Source organism: Pseudomonas chlororaphis subsp. chlororaphis (assembly GCF_003945765.1).
GTDB classification, from domain to species: domain Bacteria; phylum Pseudomonadota; class Gammaproteobacteria; order Pseudomonadales; family Pseudomonadaceae; genus Aquipseudomonas; species Aquipseudomonas chlororaphis.
On record NZ_CP027712.1, the window covers coordinates 3086138 to 3103253 of the forward strand.

At 65.4% G+C, this 17116-nt stretch carries 12 protein-coding genes; 1 reads left to right on the forward strand and 11 read right to left on the reverse strand.

Going from position 1 to position 17116, the window contains the following annotated elements; all coding sequences use genetic code 11:
- Positions 1-92: 92 nt before the first annotated feature.
- The 11 genes from C4K27_RS14310 to C4K27_RS14360 all read right to left on the reverse strand — a co-directional run bounded on the left by C4K27_RS14310 (position 93) and on the right by C4K27_RS14360 (position 11617).
- Positions 93-470: a hypothetical protein gene (locus tag C4K27_RS14310; protein ID WP_053260940.1), complete on the reverse strand. Its 378-nt coding sequence runs from the start codon at positions 468-470 to the stop codon at positions 93-95.
- A gap of 123 nt (positions 471-593) precedes the next feature.
- Entirely contained in the window at positions 594-2243 is a 1650-nt protein-coding gene (locus C4K27_RS14315) for a BatD family protein (protein WP_053260941.1), read from the reverse strand.
- A complete protein-coding gene (locus C4K27_RS14320; RefSeq protein WP_053260942.1) occupies positions 2240-4000 on the reverse strand; it encodes a vWA domain-containing protein in 1761 nt (586 codons plus the stop codon). Before C4K27_RS14320 ends, C4K27_RS14315 begins: the two co-directional genes overlap by 4 nt.
- Complete coding sequence (locus tag C4K27_RS14325) at positions 3997-5073, reverse strand: vWA domain-containing protein (RefSeq protein ID WP_053260943.1); 1077 nt, start codon at positions 5071-5073, stop codon at positions 3997-3999. Before C4K27_RS14325 ends, C4K27_RS14320 begins: the two co-directional genes overlap by 4 nt.
- Positions 5066-5560: a DUF4381 domain-containing protein gene (locus C4K27_RS14330; protein ID WP_053260944.1), complete on the reverse strand. Its 495-nt coding sequence runs from the start codon at positions 5558-5560 to the stop codon at positions 5066-5068. Before C4K27_RS14330 ends, C4K27_RS14325 begins: the two co-directional genes overlap by 8 nt.
- Positions 5557-6501, reverse strand: coding sequence for a DUF58 domain-containing protein (locus tag C4K27_RS14335; RefSeq protein WP_053260945.1), 945 nt, complete (start codon positions 6499-6501; stop codon positions 5557-5559). Before C4K27_RS14335 ends, C4K27_RS14330 begins: the two co-directional genes overlap by 4 nt.
- Before the next feature lie 5 nt (positions 6502-6506).
- Positions 6507-7466 (reverse strand): AAA family ATPase, encoded by a 960-nt coding sequence (locus C4K27_RS14340; protein WP_007925774.1) that lies wholly within the window; start codon positions 7464-7466, stop codon positions 6507-6509.
- A gap of 223 nt (positions 7467-7689) precedes the next feature.
- Positions 7690-9030, reverse strand: coding sequence for an MFS transporter (locus C4K27_RS14345; RefSeq protein ID WP_053260946.1), 1341 nt, complete (start codon positions 9028-9030; stop codon positions 7690-7692).
- Between the two features lie 63 nt (positions 9031-9093).
- On the reverse strand, positions 9094-10287 hold the full coding sequence (lhgO, locus tag C4K27_RS14350; RefSeq protein ID WP_053260947.1) for an L-2-hydroxyglutarate dehydrogenase: 1194 nt from the start codon (positions 10285-10287) through the stop codon (positions 9094-9096).
- A 113-nt stretch (positions 10288-10400) separates the two neighbouring features.
- Positions 10401-11111 (reverse strand): FadR/GntR family transcriptional regulator, encoded by a 711-nt coding sequence (locus tag C4K27_RS14355; RefSeq protein WP_007925785.1) that lies wholly within the window; start codon positions 11109-11111, stop codon positions 10401-10403.
- 152 nt (positions 11112-11263) lie between these two features.
- The gene (locus C4K27_RS14360) at positions 11264-11617 is read right to left on the reverse strand and encodes a hypothetical protein (RefSeq protein ID WP_053260948.1); all 354 of its coding nucleotides are present in this window, start codon (positions 11615-11617) and stop codon (positions 11264-11266) included.
- Between the two features lie 497 nt (positions 11618-12114).
- Here C4K27_RS14360 and C4K27_RS14365 point away from each other — a divergent pair, with 497 nt between their 5' ends.
- On the forward strand, positions 12115-16983 hold the full coding sequence (locus tag C4K27_RS14365) for an NAD-glutamate dehydrogenase (protein WP_053260949.1): 4869 nt from the start codon (positions 12115-12117) through the stop codon (positions 16981-16983).
- Positions 16984-17116: the final 133 nt, after the last annotated feature.

Genomic DNA, 17116 nt, shown 5'->3' on the forward strand with positions numbered 1-17116 from the left:
CCATTTCAACCGCAAAGGCTCAAGGGTGAAATCCACTTTGGCGAGTGACTGACAGCGTCTGCTTTTGGCCGAACGCAGGCTGTCAGTCCCGCTCAAACCCGCGCCAGTAGTAGCAAATACATCCTTTCAAGCAGATTCCTGCACTCCCGCCATGCGGCACCCAGCCCACGTTGTTCATATTGCTCGAACAGTTCAAAGCGCTCCAGGCGCAATCCGGTAGTGCGCAGGGCCAGGCAGTCGGCTAAGGCCAGTCGGGACAGGCTGGCATCTAACACAGGGTAGGGCTGGTTCGACTGGATCAGCCACCCCAACTCAGTTTGCTCGGCATTGCAAAACAACAACTGGCAATTCGCGTTCAGCTCTCGGTCAAGAATCGAGCTCAGCCGCTCTCGCAGGAGGTCGGCTGGCTGGAGTGCGCTGCCCTTCAAATGGGTGACAAGCAGAAAACGGGCGCTGGAGGTGATGATCAAAATTCGTGGCCTGCCTCGACGGGGGAGAGTGGGGATTAGCTCACTCTCGGCCCGTGCTGAGGAATGGGAGAATTCTGAAATGGGGTGCAGAAACCGCAGCGCAAGGCTGTGCGGTTTCCTCGGTTATTTCGGGTAGAGCGGTGGCAGGCTGCTGGTGTCGGCCAGCGGGGTCTGTACATGTTCGGCGATCGGGATGGCGCGGATCGCGCGCCACAGTTCTTCGCCTTGCCAGTAGTGGCCGGTTTCGCTGTAGAGCGCGCCATTCAGGCCGTCCAGGGCGTCGGACAGGGGCACGAAGCGGGCGGCCATGTCGGCCAGGGTTTCCGGTTGCTGGCGGGCCCAGGCGTCCAGGGCCTGGCGGGTGGCTTGCGGGTCGTTGGCCAGGCAGGCGCGCTTGAGGTCGTCGAGCAGGGTGCGCGGGTTGGGGCCGGCCTGCACAGCACGCAGGATTGCCGGTTGCCAGCGCGCGCGCCACCAGAGGCCGAAGCCGAGCAAGGTGGTGCAGGCGAGCAGCAGGGTGCTGAGTTTCCAGGCCCACAGCGTGGTGCTGTCACCACCGGCGCCAGATGGTGTCGCGCCAGCCGGGGTGTCCACCACCAGGCTTGGGTTGTTCGCCACCTGCAGGGTGCGCGCCGGCAGGCTGCTGCGTTCCAGGTGGTCCTCATGGGTGTTCCACCAGACCACTTCCAGCGCCGGCAGGTCGATGCTGCCGCTGCGGTTCGGCACCAGGGCCTGGCTGTCCTCGCGGCTGCCGATCAGCCCGCGGTCGCTGACCTGATTGCTCAGCTGCGGCTGGTCCGGGTAGCTGCGCAGGCCGTTGGCCTCGGTCACTGGCAAGGGTGGCAACTGCGAGCTGGACAGGCCTTCGGCCTTGAGGGTCAGGCTGCGAGTCAGCGAGTCGCCGACCTGGCTGTGGTCCGGCTCGGGGTTCCAGCTTTCGCCCAGGCTCAGGCTGCGGGCCGGCAGCCAGGGCGCGTCGGCCGGGTATTCGGCCGGCTTGGCCTTGACCGTCAGCGGCATCTGCGCGGAGCTCACGTGCATCAGCTTGCCCGGCTTCAGGCCCTGGGGCGCCGGGTCCTGGGTGCTGGCAGTGTCGGCCAGGGTGGCGCTGAAGGTCAGCTCCGGAATGTCCAGCACGCCGCTGTGCTGGGGGAAGATCGCGTAGCGGATCTCGATCACGCCGTGGCGCACGCCGTTGATGACTTTTTCATAGGTGCGCGACTCGCCGAGCTGTTCGACCCGCGCGTCATCGATCTGCAACGGCGTCAGGCTGCTGTCGTCGTACAGCGACACCGAGTGATAGATGTGCAGGGTCAGCACCGCCTGGGCCTGCACGTAGACGCTGTCCTGGTCGAGGCTGGCGTCGATGAACACCGGCTCCAGCGGCGCACTGTCGCTGCGGCTTGCGCTTTGCAGCACCTGCAGGGTGATCGACTGGCTCTGTACGTCGCCCAGTTGCAGGGGCGGGATCACCACGGTGCCGGTGGTCCTGGGCAGCAGGGTGATGATCCAGCGGGTGATGGCGCGGTTGTCGCCGTTGAGGCTGGTCAACTGGTTGACCTGGCGCGTGCCCTGGACCTCGAACTGCGCTTGCAGCGGGGTCAGGTCGGGTTTGCCGAACAGTGTGACATTGTTGGATTCCAGGGTCAGCTCGACGGTTTCCCCGGAGTTCACGCGGCTGCGGTCGACACTGGCGACCAGCCCCTCGGCCCGGGCAGTAAAGGCGCCGAGTGTCAGCACAAGCGTGAGTAAGAGGGTGGTGAAGCGGGTCATCGAATTTTTCCCTGATCCTGATGTTGTTGCTGTTCGTACCAGAACTTGCGGCGCAGCAGTTCGCCCGGATCGTCCGGAATCTGCCGCAGCCATTGTTCCAATGCCTGACGGTGTTCGCCGTCGAAATTGTCCTGGGCATCGCGCAGCGGCGGCGTGGTGGTCTGTTCGTCGCCCAGTTCGCTGCCGGGAACCGCATCGTTGCCCGGGGTGGCGACCTCGTCGTCCGTCGACTCGTCGGCGCTGGTGGGGTGGCTGTTCTCCGGCGGCTGCTGGCCCGGGGTGACCGGTGCCTGGGTCGCCGCGCCGGCTTGCGGCGGCTGGCGGGTTTCGTCGTTGTCCTGGCTTTCGCCCTTGGCCGGCTCTTCCGGCGGCTCGGGCTCGGTTTCCTGCAGCAGGCGCTCGACCAGGGCCTTGTTCTTTTGCGCGGCGGCAAGCTCCGGTTGCAGTTCCAGGGCCTGCTCGTAGGCATCCAGCGCGGCCTCCAGCTCGCCGCTCTTGGCCAGGGCATTGCCACGATTGTAGTGGGCGCGGGCGTCGTTGCCTTCGGCAAAGCGCTGAGCGGCAGCGGCGTAGTTGCCGGCCTCGTACAGCGCCACCCCTTGCCACTGCGGGTCCTCGAAATGCTGTGCCGCCTCGCCGGGTCGCTTCTGTTCCAGCAGGCGCTGGCCCTGCTGGTCGGGGCGCAGCCACAGGTCGTTGAACTCGAAGGCGTAGCTGGGCTGCGGCACGGCGAACAGCAGCAGCGGCAGGCAGAACAGCCAGCCGCGGCGTCCAGCGCAGGCGGCCAGCAGCAACAGCGGCAGGAGCAGCCAGTAACCCTGGTCGGCCCAGGTGTCCAGGCGCAGGGTCTGGCCGTCGCTGCGCAGGTTCTGCGGACCGCTGAGCAGGCCCAGGCCGCGCAGGTCGTTATCGTCCAGGCGCGCCGGGCGATAGCGGCCGCCGACCTCGCCGATGAAGCGCTTCAGGCTCGGACCGTCGAGGCGCGACATGAGGATCGCCCCCTGTTCGTCCTTGAGAAAGCTGCCGTCTTCCTGGGCCACCGGCGAGCCCTGGCGGCTGCCGATCCCGAGCATCAACAGCTGCGGCGCCTGGCCACCGAGGGCCTGGCGGATGCCTTGGCGTTCCTGCTCGCTCAGGGACGAGCCGATCAGCAGGATCCGGCCCTGGCCCAGTGCGCCCTGGTCCAGCAGCTTCAAGGCTTTTTGCAGGGCCAGGTCGGCGCGATGGCCGGGCTGGGGCATGATCGACGGCTTGAGGGCTTCCAGCAGGTTGCGGCTGGTGGCCAGGTCGTCCGACAGCGGCACCAGGGTGTGGGCGCTGCCGGCGTAGACCACGATTGCCGTCTGCGCATCGCTGCGTACCTGCAACAGGTCCAGCAGCTTGCGCCGGGCCTGTTCCAGGCGATTGGGCGGGACGTCGCCGGCGAGCATTTCCGGGGTCAGTTCCAGCAGCACCACCAGCGGGTCGGCCGGTTTCTGGCTGGTCTGTTCGACCCGCTGCCAGCCGGGGCCGAGCAGGGCCAGCACGGCGAGGATCCAGGCCAGGCCGAGGGCGATCCACGGCAGTTTGCTTTCGCGGCCGTTGCCGCCGCTGAGCAGGGCGGCGTGAAAGGCCGGCGGCAGGATCATCTGCCAACGGCCAGCGCGTTTCTGCCGGTGCCACAACTGCCACAACAGCCAGCCGAGCAGCGGCAACAGCAGCAGCCACCAGGGACGGAACCAGTGGGGCCAGAGTTCGGCCCAGAACGGCGCGCTCATCGACGCCTCCGCAGGCGCAGGCGTTTGAGCCGTTCGCGCCAGTCTGGCAAAGGTTGCAGAAAGCGCTCGCGGGTGAAGAAGCGTTGCAGCGGATGGTCCGGCCAGCGCTCGCGCACCACCAGCAGCATGCTCAACAGCAGCGCCGCGGCCAGCGGCCAGCTGTACAGCGCCTGCGCCGAACGGGCCTGGGTCGGCTGCTGGGTCACCGGTTCCAGTTGGTCGAGGGTGTCCTTGATCGCTTGCAGCTCCTGGCTGTCGCGGGCGCGGAAGTAGCGCCCGCCAGTGGCTTCGGCGATGGCCTTGAGGGCCGGCTCGTCGAGGTCCAGGCTTGGGTTGAGGCCAAGGAAACCCAGGGTGCCGCTTTGCTCCGGGTCGGCGCCGATGCCGATCGGGTAGATCTTCACGCCTTCTTCGGCGGCTAGGCGGGCGGCGGTCAGCGGGTCGATTTCACCGCCGTTGTTGGCGCCGTCGGTGACCAGGATCAGCACCCGGCTCTGTGCCGGGCGCTGGCGCAGGCGCTTGAGCGCCAGGCCGATGGCGTCGCCGATGGCGGTGTTCTTGCCGGCGATGCCGATCTTCGCTTCGTCCAGCCAGACGCGCACGGTGTGCCGGTCGAAGGTCAGCGGCGCTTGCAGGTAGGCCTTGCTGCCGAACAGGATCAGGCCGACGCGGTCGCCTTCGCGGCTTTCCAGGAAGTCGCCGAGCAGGTGCTGGACCAGGTTCAGGCGGCTGACGTCTTCGTCCTGCCATTGCATGTCGGGGAAGTCCATGGAACCGGAGACGTCCACCGCCACCAGCAGGTCGCGACCGCTGGCGGCCACCGGCAGCGGTTCGCCCAGCCATTGCGGGCGGGCGGCGGCCACCAGCAGCAACAGCCACAACAGAATGAACGGAGCCTGCTGGCGCCAGGTCGGCAGGTTGGCTCGGGCGCGGCGTTTGGCCAGGCCTTCCAGGTCGCTGAGGAAGCTGACTTTTAGCGCCGGTTCGCCGCTGTCGGCCACCGGCAGCAGCACCCGCAGCAGCCAGGGCAGCGGCAGCAGGGCGAAAATCCACGGCCAGGCGAACTCAAACATGTTTGCGAATCCAGATTTCCACCGCCTGGGTCAGGCCGGCGATGGCCTTGTCGTCAAGCTTGCACTCGGGCTTGTAGGCGCCTTCCACCAGGACCATCCAGCGCGTGAGGCCGGCCGCCGGGCAGCGGTTGTCGAGGAACGCCAGCCACTTGCGGCCGTTGAGGGTATGGCTCTGGCTGTAGGGGTAATGGTTGCGGCACAGGCGCTTGAGCAAGCCATTGAGTTGTTGCAGCCAGGCGCCAGCGGGCGCGCCGTCGTAGGGCTTGGGCAGCAGCGCCAGTTCGGCGAGGGCGGCCAGGCGTAGCGGGTCCAGCGGTTGTTCGGTGCGGGGCAGGGCACGTTGGCGCGGCCAGAAGCGCTTGAGCCGCCACAGGCCGAAACCGAGCAGCGGCAGCAACACCAGCAACAGCCACCAGCCCGGTGCCGGCGGCCACAGGCCGATGGCGGGCGGGGCGATCAAGGGTTGCAGTTGCTCGAGGCTGCTCATCGGGTTTTCCCCGGGCGTTGCGGGTTCAGGTACTCGCGCAGTTGCTCGACCATTTCGCTCTGGGTGCTCAGGGGCATCAGCAGCACCCGCAGCTTCTGCGCCAGCAGTTCCCAGCGGGCGATGCGCGCTTCGCTCTGCGCCCGGTAGGCCTGGCGCAGTTCGTAGTTGAGGGTGTCCAGCTCCAGCTGCGCGCCGCGTTCGGCGAAACGCAGCAGGCCGGCGGCGGGCAGGGCGTGGTCCAGCGGGTCGGACAGCGGCATCAGCAGCAAATCGCAGTGGCGCGACAGCAGGCTCAGTTGCTGTTCGGCGGCGTCGCTCAGGGCACGCTCGTCGCAGATCACGATCACCAGGCTGCCCGGGCGCAGCACTTCGCGGCCACGGCGCAGGGCGATGCCGAGGGCGTCGCGCTCGGGTTCGGTTTCGCTGTGCAGCGACTGGTTGACCCGCACCAAGCGGTTGAGCAGTTGCAGCAGGCTCTGTTTGCTGCGCCGCGGCTTGATCTCGTAGTGCTCGTCGTCGCCGAACACCAGGCCGCCGACCCGATCGTTGTGGCCCAGGGCGGCCCAGCCGATCAGGCTCGCGGCCTGGGCGGCGAGCACCGACTTGAACATCAGCCCGGAACCGAAGAACAGCCGCCGGCTCTGCTCGACCATGATGAAGATCGGCCGTTCGCGTTCTTCGTGGAACAGCTTGGTGTGCGGTTCCTGGGTGCGCGCGGTGACGCGCCAGTCGATGCTGCGCACGTCGTCGCCGGCCTGGTAGACCCGCACCTGGTCGAAGTCGACGCCACGGCCGCGCAGCTTGGAGTGGTGCAGGCCGACCAGCGGGCTGCGCTGGCTCGGCGTGGAGAACAGCTGCACTTCGCGCACGCGATGGCGCATCTCGATCAGCTCGGCGAGGCTGACGCGGATGCCCGGGGCATCGACAGGGCTGGCGTTCATCGGGGTCAAGCGACGGCTACGACGTCGAGAATCCGCTGGACCACCCGGTCCTGGTCGATGCCGGCGGCTTCTGCTTCGAAGGACAGAATGATGCGGTGGCGCAACACGTCGAACAGCACCGCCTGGATGTCCTCGGGGCTGACGAAGTCGCGCCCGGCCAGCCAGGCGTGGGCCCGGGCGCAGCGGTCGAGGGCGATGGAACCGCGCGGGCTGGCGCCATAGGCGATCCATTCGGCCATCTCCGGGTCGAACTTGGCCGGGGTGCGGGTGGCCATCACCAACTGCACCAGGTATTCCTCCACGGCGTCGGCCATGTATAGGCCGAGGATTTCCTTGCGCGCGGCGAAGATCGCCTGCTGGCTGATGCGGCGCTCGGGCTTGGTTTCGCCGTTCAGCGCTTCGCCACGGGCCTGTTGCAGGATGCGCCGCTCGACAGCGGCGTCGGGGAAGCCGATCTTCACGTGCATCAGGAAACGGTCGAGCTGGGCTTCGGGCAGCGGGTAGGTGCCTTCCTGCTCGATGGGGTTCTGCGTGGCCATCACCAGGAACAGCGGCGACAGCTCATAAGTGCTGCGGCCGACGCTGACCTGGCGCTCGCCCATGGCTTCGAGCAAGGCCGACTGGACCTTGGCCGGGGCGCGGTTGATTTCGTCGGCCAGCACCAGGTTGTGGAAGATCGGCCCTTGCTGGAACACGAAGCTGCCGGTTTCCGGGCGATAGATTTCGGTGCCGGTGATGTCGGCCGGCAACAGGTCGGGGGTGAACTGGATGCGATGGAACTGTGCTTCGATGCCTTCGGCCAACTCTTTGATGGCCTTGGTCTTGGCCAGGCCCGGGGCGCCCTCGACCAGCATGTGGCCGTCGGCGAGCAGGGCGATGAGCAAGCGCTCGATGAGTTTTTCCTGGCCGAGAATCTGCGTTGAAAGAAAGGTTCGCAGCGCGAGTAGCGCTTCACGATGTTCCATCGATGACTGTTCCTGCAGAGGGTGACCGAGGGCGTTCGAATAACGCCAGGGCTGGGGGCGTTACTTTAATCCATCCGGGCCCCCGGCGACTAACGGCACCTGGCAAATTTCTGTAAATAACCGGTAATCGTCCGCAGTGCTGGGACCTATTGTGAGGATCGGCGCAAGGGGATGGCGGCGGGTGCCTGACGCGCCGCCCTCACGGCGCGTCAGTGGCGGGTGCTCAGTTCTTGAAGCTGGAGTGCTTGCGGCCCTGGTCGCACAGGGCGAAGACCACCACCATCACCGCCGAGACCGCCAGGATCAGCGCCACCCCGTCGGTCGAGTGAGTGGCCGAGTTGGCCACCAGGGCCAGCCCGCCCAGGGGCGCCAGGCCGCCGGCGATGGCGGTGCCGATTTCGCGGCCGGTACCGAATCCGGAAGAGCGGGTCTGGGTCGGGAACTGGCGGCTGAGGAACGAGCCCTGGGGCGCGAACATCATCGGCGCCAATACCCCGGTGCCGATGGCGATGGCCAGGTAGATCATCAGCGGCTCGCCGGTATTGAGCAGGCTCAGGAACGGATAGGCGAACAGCACCGAGCACAGGCCGCCGAGCATCAGCACCTTCTTGCTGCTCCACCTGTCGCAGAGCCAGCCGAAGCAGGGCACGGCGACTATCGCCACCAGGCTGGCGATGGTCACCGACAGCGAAGTGACATGGGCCTCGACGCCTTTGTACTGGGTCAGGTAGGCCAGGGAGAAGGTCTTGAAGATGTAGCTCAGGGCGTTGTAGCCGATGGCCACGAACAGCACCACGGCCAGGCCCTTGAGGTCGTTCTTGAACAGCAACTTGAGGGGCGAGGCCTGGGCCTTGGCGCTGTCCTTTTCCTGCGCCTTGTCCAGCTTCTCGAACTGCGGGGTTTCCGGAATGCTGCGCCGCACCCACAGGCCGACGCCGACCAGGGCGATGCTGCAAACGAACGGAATGCGCCAGCCGCCGGAGAGCAGGAAGTCGTTGCCGTTCATGGTCAGCAGGTAGACGGTCAGCGACGACAGCAGCAGGCCCAGGTTCAGGCCCAGCGCCGGCCAGGCCCCCTGGCTACCACGCTTGCCTTCGCTGGCGTGCTCATAGGAGGTCACCGCCGCGCCGGACAGCTCGGCGCCGGCGCCCAAGCCCTGGATGATCCGCACCAGCACCAGGATGATCGGCGCCCAGATGCCGATCGAGGCATAGCTGGGAATCAGGCCGATCAGCGTGGTGCACACACCCATCATGCAGAAGGTGATGACCAGCACCTGCTTGCGCCCGAACCGGTCGCCCAAATAGCCGAACAGCACGCCGCCGAAGGGCCGGGCGATAAAGCCGATGGCAAAGGTGGAGAACGCCAGCAGCGAGGCGACTTTCGGGTTGCTGGGGTCGAAGAAGATTTTCGAGAAGACGATGGCCGCCATGGTGGCGTACAGATAGAAGTCGTACCACTCCAGCATCGAGCCGAAGATGGTCGCAGCCGCGACCTTGCGCAGGCGTTTTTGTTTTTGTTGCGGCGTTTCGCATGCGGCCGGGGCCGCCTCATGGACTGACATCTGAGGATTCCTTGTTGTTTGTAGTTATTTTCAAGCGGGCGCCAGGCACCCGTGCAGCGGGGATCAACGGGCTTTGAGGATTCTCTCGGCAATCATCTGGCCGATGGGGATGGCCGAGGTCGCGGCCGGCGAGGGGGCATTGCAGACGTGGACCATGCGCGGGGTTTCGGCGAACAGGAAGTCGTGCACCAGGGTGCCGTCGCGCATCACCGCCTGGGCGCGAATCCCGGCCTCGTACGGCAGCAGGTCGGCGACTTCCAGGGACGGGCAGTATTTGCGGCACTGCTCCAGGTAGCCGCGCTTGAACAGCGAGTTCTTCATTTCCGTGGTGCCGGAACCGAGGTTGTTCCAGATGGTTTTCCAGAAACCGGGGAAGGTTGCGTACTCGGCCACGTCGCGCCAGTTGATGGAGAACTTGCGATAGTTTTCCCGGCCCAGGCCGAGCACGGCGTTGGGCCCGACCGTGACGCTGCCGTCGATCATGCGGGTCAGGTGCACGCCGAGAAACGGCAGCTCCGGATCGGGGATCGGGTAGATCAGGTGATTGACGATGGCGTTCTTCGCCGCCGGCAGGCGGAAGTACTCGCCGCGGAACGGGATGATCTGGTGGTCGATCCTGACCCCGGCCAGGGCCGCCAGGCGATCCGATTGCAGGCCGGCGCAGGCCACCAGCTGGCGGGCGCTCCAGACCTTGTCGTCGCTGCTGATGGTGACCTTGTCGGCGCTTTCGGCGATGGCGCGCACGGTCGTTTGCAGCTGCACTTCGCCGCCGGCCTTCTGGATGACCCGGGCCATGGCTTCGCACACCTGCTTGTAGTCGACGATGCCGGTGGCATCGAGGAACAGGCCGCCGAGGCCGACGATGTTCGGTTCGCGCCGCTGCAGCTCTTGCGCATCCAGCCGTTCGACCTTCAGGCCGTTCTGCTGCGAGCGCTCGTACAAGGCATGCATGCGCTCGACTTCCAGCGGTGTGGAGGCCACCAGCAGCTTGCCGCAGACCTCGAACCTGATCCCGTGCTCGGTACAGAAGTCCTTGGTCGCCTGGGCGCCGCGCTTGCACAGGTCGGCCTTGAGGCTGCCCGGGGCGTAGTAGATGCCGGCGTGGATCACCCCGCTGTTATGGCCGGTCTGGTGCCGGGCCAGGAGGTTTTCCTTTTCCAGGATCAGCAGCGAAGCGCCGGGCTGGCGTTCGAGCAGCGCCATGGCGGTGGCGAGGCCAACGATGCCGCCGCCGATGATGCAGTAGTCGTAGATCATGCAGATGTCACCTTGGTTATTCTTGTTCGGGTCTGATCATCAGGTTGTCAGACAAAGCTAAGCAAGCAAAAGACGCCGCGCGGCAGCGTCCGTCAGGCGGTGATTACGGGGGGTTAATCGATACTCGGCAGGTCGATTTTCAAGCGTTTGGCCGCGGCTCGCAGGTGCGCTTCGGCGCAGGCGGCGGCCTGCTGCCGGTCACCGGCGGCGATGGCTTCGTACAGCGCCTGGTGTTCGCGGCCGGCATCGGCGGAACCGCCGACCGAATGGGCCGCCGAGTTTTCCCAGGCGGTGCGCCGCGCTTCGGCCAGCTGGCCACGAAGAAAATCATGGAAGGCGACGAAGTAGTGGTTCTTGCTGGCGTCGGCGATGGCCCGGTGGAACTCCACGTCGGCGAGGGCGGCCGCGGCCAGATCGCTGCGCTGGTCGTGCATCTCCTGCAGGGCGCTGCGCATGCGTTGCAGGTCGGCGTCGTCGCGGCGCTGGGCGGCGATGGAGGCGGCCTGGGTTTCGATCCACAGGCGCATTTCGAACATCTGCACCAGGTCGGGCTTGCGGCCCTTCTGGCTGGGAAAACGGAACACGCTGCCGTTGGGATTCTGCGAAATGAACGAGCCCAGCCCGCGGCGGCTGACCAGGATGCCGTCGGCCTTGAGTTGCGCCACGGCCTCGCGCACCACTGAGCGGCTGACGTTCAGTTGCTCGGTCAATTGCTGTTCGGTCGGCAGGCGCGATTCGGCGGTCAGGCGGCCGGCGTCGATCTCCTTGCGGATCGCGTTGACCACTCGTTCGACCAGGGTGTCGGGGCGCTGGAGCTGAAGCATGGAGGAGGGGGCTCGTAAGTCAGGTTGTCAGACAATGCCGGGGCGCCGGTTTCTTGTCAAGAAACCAGTCGCCTGCTCAAAGGGGGTTGAATCAAAGCTTGTCGATCAAAGCTCGTAAAATCAGAGCTCGTAAAATCGCAGAGTTCGTAAAATCAAAGCTCGCTGATATAGGTGCCGGTGCCCTTGAGGATGTTGCGCAGGGTTTGCTCGACTTCCGCCAGGTCCGCCGCCGCGGTGTTGTGCAGGATCTCCAGGTGATCGCTGCCATTGAGCGCGTCGGCGTCGGCCGCGGCGATTTCGATCAGCAGGCGGGTCGGGCCCAGGGTGACTTTCACCCCGTCCAGGGTCGAGGGTTCGCCGTCCAGGGTGATCTCCAGTTCGTCCTCGTCCGGGTAGCGGGTCATCAGGAACATCTCGCCCTGGTTGCTGTGGCAGCAGAGCATGGCCATGTTGTCTTCTTCGTCGTCGCACGGGTTGGCGATCAGGTGGGCGGTGGTCATTTGCATGGGGCGAGTCCTGGGGCTGGCTCCGGTGGGGGAGCGGGGCGAACAAAGTGCAATTCTGCCAGCCCGGGGGAATTTCTGCTGCTTTGTGTGTCAGAGAGTGGGTTCCCGGCGCGGGCCGCTTCTGGCACGACAGTCCCGTAAAGCCTCGGCGCGACCGCCGTTTTGTCCGGCGGCTGCTAGTGTTGTTCAAGGCCTGGCCCGCCAGTTGCCTGCCAATGACCGAATATGTCGCAGCACCGCAAGCAGCGCGCTTGCCGCACTCGTTAAGCTGCGCAACGGATGAGCACCTGTAAAGGCATTGCCCGGCGCACCGTGGCAGTCGTTTTTGCAGATGCCCATCCGGGAACGGTGAATGTGACCTGAGCGTCTCGTACAGCTTCACCACCCTGTCATCCTGCGACCTCTGCCCGAGATCCAGGAGCAGGATGACCGACACCCCCGCAAGGGGATTGCATGCGACGCTTTACTCAATAACAAGCCCAAGCGGAGTACCACAGATGGCGTTCTTCACCGCAGCCAGCAAGGCCGACTTCCAGCACCAACTGCAAGCGGCACTGGCGCAGCACATCAGTGAACAGGCACTGCCACAAGTGGCGCTGTTCGCTGAACAATTCTTCGGCATCATTTCTCTGGACGAACTCACCCAGCGTCGCTTGTCCGACCTGGCGGGCTGCACCCTTTCTGCCTGGCGCCTGCTTGAGCGCTTCGACCACGCGCAACCGCAAGTGCGCGTCTACAACCCCGATTATGAACGTCATGGCTGGCAGTCGACCCACACCGCGGTCGAAGTGCTGCACCACGACCTGCCGTTCCTGGTGGACTCGGTCCGCACCGAGCTGAACCGTCGCGGCTACAGCATCCACACCCTGCAGACCACCGTGCTGAGCGTGCGTCGCGGGAGCAAGAACGAGCTGCTGGAAATCCTGCCCAAGGGCACCCAGGGCGAAGGCATCCTGCAAGAATCGCTGATGTACCTGGAGATCGACCGCTGCGCCAACACCGCCGAGCTCAATGTCCTGAGCAAGGAACTGGAGCAGGTGCTTGGCGAGGTGCGCGTCGCCGTGGCCGATTTCGAGCCGATGAAAGCCAAGGTCCAGGAACTGATCGATGGTATCGGCAACAGCCAGTTCGAGATCGACGCCGATGAAAAGGGCGAGATCAAGAGCTTCCTGGAATGGCTGGTGGGCAACCATTTCACCTTCCTTGGCTACGAAGAGTTCGTGGTGCGCGAGGACCACCACGGTGGCCATATCGAGTACGACCAGGACTCCTTCCTCGGCCTGACCAAGCTGCTGCGCGCCGGCCTCACCGTCGACGACCTGCGCATCGAAGACTACGCCGTGAACTACCTGCGCGAACCGACGCCGCTGTCGTTCGCCAAGGCCGCCCACCCAAGCCGTGTACACCGTCCGGCCTACCCGGACTACGTGTCGATCCGCCAGATCGATGCCGATGGCAATGTGCTCAAGGAATGCCGCTTCATGGGCCTGTACACCTCGTCGGTGTACGGCGAAAGCGTGCGGGTGATTCCTTATATCCGCCGCAAGGTGGAAATCATCGAGCAGCGCTCCGGCTTCCAGGCCAAGGCGCACCTGGGCAAGGAACTGGCCCAGGTCCTCGAAGTGCTGCCGCGTGACGACCTGTTCCAGACCCCGGTCGACGAGCTGTTCAACACCGTGATGTCGATCGTGCAGATCCAGGAACGCAACAAGATCCGCGTGTTCCTGCGCAAGGACCCGTACGGTCGTTTCTGCTACTGCCTGGCCTATGTGCCGCGCGACATCTATTCCACCGAAGTGCGGCAGAAGATCCAGCAGGTGCTGATGGATCGCCTGAAGGCCACCGACTGCGAGTTCTGGACCTTCTTCTCCGAGTCCGTGCTGGCGCGTGTGCAACTGATCCTGCGGGTCGACCCGAAGAACCGCATCGACATCGACCCGCTGCTGCTGGAAAAAGAAGTGGTGCAGGCCTGCCGCAGCTGGCAGGACGACTACGCCGCGCTGACCGTCGAAAGCTTCGGCGAAGCCCACGGCACCAACGTCCTGGCCGACTTCCCGAAAGGCTTCCCGGCCGGCTACCGCGAGCGCTTCGCCGCGCATTCGGCGGTGGTCGACATGCAGCACCTGCTGAGCCTGTCCGAGGCCAACCCGCTGGTGATGAGCTTTTACCAGCCGCTGACCCAGTCCACCAGCCAGCCGCTGCTGCACTGCAAGCTGTATCACGCCGATACCCCGCTGGCGCTGTCCGACGTGCTGCCGATCCTGGAAAACCTCGGTCTGCGCGTGCTCGGCGAGTTCCCGTATCGCCTGCGCCACGCCAGCGGCCGTGAGTTCTGGATCCACGACTTCGCCTTCACCGCGGCCGAAGGCCTGAACCTGGACATCCAGCAGCTCAACGACACCCTGCAGGACGCCTTCGTCCACATCGTGCGTGGCGATGCCGAGAACGACGCGTTCAACCGCCTGGTGCTGACCGCTGGCCTGCCATGGCGCGACGTCGCGCTGCTGCGTGCCTACGCCCGTTACCTGAAGCAGATCCGCCTGGGCTTCGACCTGGGCTACATCGCCAGCACCCTGAACAACCACACCGATATCGCCCGCGAGCTGACCCGGTTGTTCAAGACCCGCTTCTACCTGGCGCGCAAGCTCGGCAGCGATGACCTGGAAGACAAGCAGCAGCGCCTGGAGCACGCGATCCTCAGCGCCCTGGACGATGTCCAGGTGCTCAACGAAGACCGCATCCTGCGTCGCTACCTGGACCTGATCAAGGCCACCCTGCGGACCAACTTCTACCAGACCGACGCCAACGGCCATAACAAGTCGTACTTCAGCTTCAAGTTCAACCCGCACTTGATTCCCGAGCTGCCCAAGCCGGTGCCGAAGTTCGAAATCTTCGTCTACTCGCCGCGCGTCGAAGGCGTGCACCTGCGCTTCGGCAACGTTGCCCGTGGCGGCCTGCGCTGGTCCGACCGCGAAGAAGACTTCCGTACCGAAGTCCTCGGCCTGGTAAAGGCCCAGCAAGTGAAGAACTCGGTGATCGTGCCGGTGGGCGCCAAGGGCGGCTTCCTGCCGCGTCGCCTGCCATTGGGCGGCAGCCGGGACGAGATCGCGGCCGAAGGCATCGCCTGCTACCGCATCTTCATCTCCGGCCTGCTGGACATCACCGACAACCTGAAGGACGGCGCCCTGGTGCCGCCGGCCAACGTGGTACGTCACGACGACGATGACCCGTACCTGGTGGTGGCGGCGGACAAGGGCACCGCGACCTTCTCCGACATCGCCAACGGCATTGCCATCGACTACGGCTTCTGGCTGGGCGATGCGTTCGCTTCCGGCGGTTCCGCCGGGTACGACCACAAGAAAATGGGCATCACCGCCAAGGGCGCGTGGGTCGGCGTGCAGCGCCACTTCCGCGAGCGCGGCATCAATGTCCAGCAAGACAGCATCACAGTGGTGGGCGTCGGCGACATGGCCGGCGACGTGTTCGGCAACGGCTTGCTGATGTCCGACAAGCTGCAGCTGGTCGCGGCCTTCAACCACATGCACATCTTCATCGACCCGAATCCGGACCCGGCCACCAGCTTCGCCGAGCGCCAGCGCATGTTCGACCTGCCGCGTTCGGCCTGGAGCGACTACGACACCAGCATCATGTCCGAAGGCGGCGGCATCTTCTCGCGCAGCGCGAAGAGCATCGCCATTTCGCCGCAGATGAAAGAACGCTTCGACATCCAGGCCGACAAGCTGACCCCGACCGAGCTGCTCAACGCCTTGCTCAAGGCGCCGGTGGACCTGTTGTGGAACGGCGGTATCGGTACCTACGTCAAGGCCAGCACGGAAAGCCACGCCGATGTCGGCGACAAGGCCAACGATGCGCTGCGGGTCAACGGCAACGAGCTGCGCTGCAAGGTGGTGGGCGAGGGCGGCAACCTCGGCATGACCCAGCTGGGTCGTGTGGAGTTCGGCCTCAATGGCGGCGGTTCCAACACCGACTTCATCGACAACGCCGGTGGCGTGGACTGCTCCGACCACGAAGTGAACATCAAGATCCTGCTCAACGAAGTGGTGCAGGCCGGCGACATGACCGACAAGCAGCGTAACCAGCTGCTGGCGAGCATGACCGACGAAGTCGGTGGCCTGGTGTTGGGCAACAACTACAAGCAGACCCAGGCCCTGTCCCTGGCGGCCCGTCGCGCCTTCGCGCGGATCGCCGAGTACAAGCGCCTGATGAGCGACCTGGAAGGCCGTGGCAAGCTGGACCGCGCCATCGAGTTCCTGCCGTCGGAAGATCAGCTCAACGAGCGCGTCGCCGCCGGCCACGGGCTGACCCGTCCGGAACTGTCGGTGCTGATCTCCTACAGCAAGATCGACCTCAAGGAGCAGTTGCTCAACTCCCTGGTACCGGACGACGACTACCTGACCCGCGACATGGAAACCGCGTTCCCGCCGACCCTGGTCAGCAAGTTCGCCGAGGCCATGCGCCGTCACCGCCTGAAGCGCGAGATCGTCAGCACCCAGATCGCCAACGACCTGGTCAACCACATGGGCATCACCTTCGTGCAACGCTTGAAGGAGTCCACTGGCATGAGCCCGGCCAACGTGGCGGGCGCCTATGTGATCGTGCGTGACATCTTCCATCTCCCGCACTGGTTCCGCCAGATCGAAGCCCTGGATCACCAGGTCTCGGCCCAGGTGCAACTGGAGCTGATGGACGAGCTGATGCGCCTTGGCCGTCGCGCCACCCGCTGGTTCCTGCGCAGCCGTCGCAATGAGCAGGATGCCGCGCGTGACGTCGCGCACTTCGGTCCGCACCTGGCGGCGCTGGGCCTCAAGCTCGACGAACTGCTGGAAGGCCCGACTCGCGAAGGCTGGCAGACTCGCTACACCGCCTACGTCGAAGCCGGCGTGCCTGAGCTGTTGGCGCGCATGGTGGCAGGTACCACCCACCTGTACACCCTGTTGCCGATCATCGAGGCCGCGGATGTCACCGGGCACGACGCCGCCGATGTGGCCAAGGCCTACTTCGCCGTGGGCAGCGCCCTGGACCTGCCGTGGTACCTGCAGCAGATCAGCGATCTGCCGGTGGCCAACAACTGGCAGGCCCAGGCACGCGAAGCCTTCCGCGACGACGTGGACTGGCAGCAGCGGGCGATCACCATCTCGGTCCTGCAAATGGCCGACGCGCCGCAAGACATGGAAGCCCGCGTGGCCCTGTGGCTTGAGCAGAACCAGAGCATGGTCGAGCGCTGGCGCGCGATGCTGGTGGAAATCCGTGCCGCCAGCGGCACCGACTACGCCATGTACGCGGTGGCCAACCGCGAGTTGCTGGACCTGGCCATGAGCGGTCAATCGGGCCTTGTAGCGGCCTGATCGAGCGGTAAATGAAAAAGCCCCGTATCGCGAGATACGGGGCTTTTTTCATGGCCTCAAGGAATGCTGTAGCCGCTGCCGCAGGCTGCGATCGAGCGGAACGTGCGGCAACGGCTACAAAAAAACGTCCGCT

Bases quoted from the DNA above. Each gene is read 5' to 3' on its own strand.
- C4K27_RS14355 (WP_007925785.1), bottom strand. From the start codon at position 11,111: ATGCTTCAGCTCCAGCGCCCCGACACCCTGGTCGAACGAGTGGTCAAC.
- C4K27_RS14340 (WP_007925774.1), bottom strand. From the start codon at position 7,466: ATGGAACATCGTGAAGCGCTACTCGCGCTGCGAACCTTTCTTTCAACG.
- C4K27_RS14330 (WP_053260944.1), bottom strand. From the start codon at position 5,560: ATGAGCAGCCTCGAGCAACTGCAACCCTTGATCGCCCCGCCCGCCATC.
- C4K27_RS14315 (WP_053260941.1), bottom strand. From the start codon at position 2,243: ATGACCCGCTTCACCACCCTCTTACTCACGCTTGTGCTGACACTCGGC.
- C4K27_RS14335 (WP_053260945.1), bottom strand. From the start codon at position 6,501: ATGAACGCCAGCCCTGTCGATGCCCCGGGCATCCGCGTCAGCCTCGCC.
- C4K27_RS14320 (WP_053260942.1), bottom strand. From the start codon at position 4,000: ATGAGCGCGCCGTTCTGGGCCGAACTCTGGCCCCACTGGTTCCGTCCC.
- C4K27_RS14325 (WP_053260943.1), bottom strand. From the start codon at position 5,073: ATGTTTGAGTTCGCCTGGCCGTGGATTTTCGCCCTGCTGCCGCTGCCC.
- C4K27_RS14360 (WP_053260948.1), bottom strand. From the start codon at position 11,617: ATGCAAATGACCACCGCCCACCTGATCGCCAACCCGTGCGACGACGAA.
- C4K27_RS14345 (WP_053260946.1), bottom strand. From the start codon at position 9,030: ATGTCAGTCCATGAGGCGGCCCCGGCCGCATGCGAAACGCCGCAACAA.
- lhgO (WP_053260947.1), bottom strand. From the start codon at position 10,287: ATGATCTACGACTACTGCATCATCGGCGGCGGCATCGTTGGCCTCGCC.
- C4K27_RS14365 (WP_053260949.1), top strand. From the start codon at position 12,115: ATGGCGTTCTTCACCGCAGCCAGCAAGGCCGACTTCCAGCACCAACTG.